Origin of the sequence: Paenibacillus sp. PastM-3, assembly GCF_029893965.1 — a bacterium.
GTDB lineage: Bacteria > Bacillota > Bacilli > Paenibacillales > Paenibacillaceae > Paenibacillus_AQ.
In genome coordinates this window covers 1-1,372 of sequence record NZ_JARXXP010000076.1, presented here as the reverse complement: position 1 = coordinate 1,372, position 1,372 = coordinate 1, and the positions used below count along the sequence as shown (strand labels likewise).

Genomic DNA, 1,372 nt, shown 5'->3' with positions numbered 1-1,372 from the left:
GGTCAAGTCCATATTTGTGTGTAAATTCTCTTTAAACGAGGTTAGCCGGATATAGTTACTTTCAGCTACCTTTTTTCTTTTTTCCATGCCACGTAAGTCCGCATGTCAATGAATCGTTTTTCTTCACTCCAGCACTCGTCCACCTCCATGAGCACAGATCCCAGCAGTCGGATTACCGAATCACGATTGGGAAAGATGCTTATCACGCTCTCTCTGCGCCGAATTTCGCGGTTTAACCGCTCTACAATGTTGGTTGTTCGCGTTCTTACCCGGCATGCTTCCGGCAGCTCTAACACCGCCGTAGCATCGTCAAAGCCTTCCTCAAGGACCACCATTGCTTTTGTTGCAGCATCCTGGAAACGTGCGAGTGTCTGCTTTAACAACGTGCGAGCGGTGGACATATCCGCAGCTTCAAAGATGCTTCGCACGTACCTCTTCACTTCATCACGAAGCGCCTTCGGAGCGGCATCCAGAATATTGCGCATGAAGTGCGTTTGGCACCGCTGCCAGGTTACGCCTTGAAATTGCTGCTTCACGGCGCGTACGAGTCCGCTATGCTGGTCACTTGTCACGATATCCACGCCGGCAAGTCCCCGCGCCTTCAGTTGCGCAAAGAACCCGCCCCATGTAGCCTCCGACTCCGTATCTCCAATCGCAAGACCAAGGATTTCTCTCTTCCCATCCTCGTTGACTCCGGTGGCCACCAGGACGCCTCTGGAACGGACTCTGCCGTCCTCGCGCACTTTGACGTACATAGCGTCTACAAGAACAAAAGGATACGCCTTGATGAGCGGACGGTTGTTCCACGCCTGTACGACAGGATCCAGGGATTTACAAAGCTCGCTTACGGTGGACTTCGAAAATTCAGTGCCGCATAGCTCCTCGGTAATATTCGCAACTTTGCGAGTGGAGACGCCCTGAATGACCATTTCCATTAAGGATAGTAGCAGCGCTTGTTCGCTTCTTTGGTATCTGGTGAACAGCTCCGTAGAGAAGCTTCCGTCTCGATGCCGAGGCACGTTTAGCGTTAACTTGCCTACTCTTGTCGTTAAGCCCCGCTCATAGTAACCGTTGCGGAGTGCTGTACGATCTTCATTGCGCTCGTACTTATCCGCCCCCAATTGTTCTGCGGACTGTGCTTTAAGTACTTGATTAAAGACCGTCTCCAGCAAAGCGGCAATACCGGCATCTCTGGAATCTCCAATAAACAACTGGTGTAAAATGTCCGCGTCTAGTGTAATCTGAAATTGAGTCATGTTGTAGTTCCTCCAATGAATGTTGTCTCGACAACCTCATTCTAAGGGAGAACTCTCAACATGGCTTTTATTAATGTTTACCAGCAGCCATTTTACACAATTATATGGACTCTACT

General features: G+C 49.9%; 1 protein-coding gene. It reads right to left on the bottom strand.

Going from position 1 to position 1,372, the window contains the following annotated elements; translation table 11 throughout:
- Positions 1 to 65 precede the first annotated feature (65 nt).
- Positions 66 to 1,256: an IS256 family transposase gene (locus M2108_RS31315; RefSeq protein WP_277473368.1), complete on the bottom strand. Its 1,191-nt coding sequence runs from the start codon at positions 1,254 to 1,256 to the stop codon at positions 66 to 68.
- Between the last annotated feature and the right edge of the window lie 116 nt (positions 1,257 to 1,372).

Bases quoted from the DNA above. Each gene is read 5' to 3' on its own strand.
- M2108_RS31315 (WP_277473368.1), bottom strand. From the start codon at position 1,256: ATGACTCAATTTCAGATTACACTAGACGCGGACATTTTACACCAGTTG.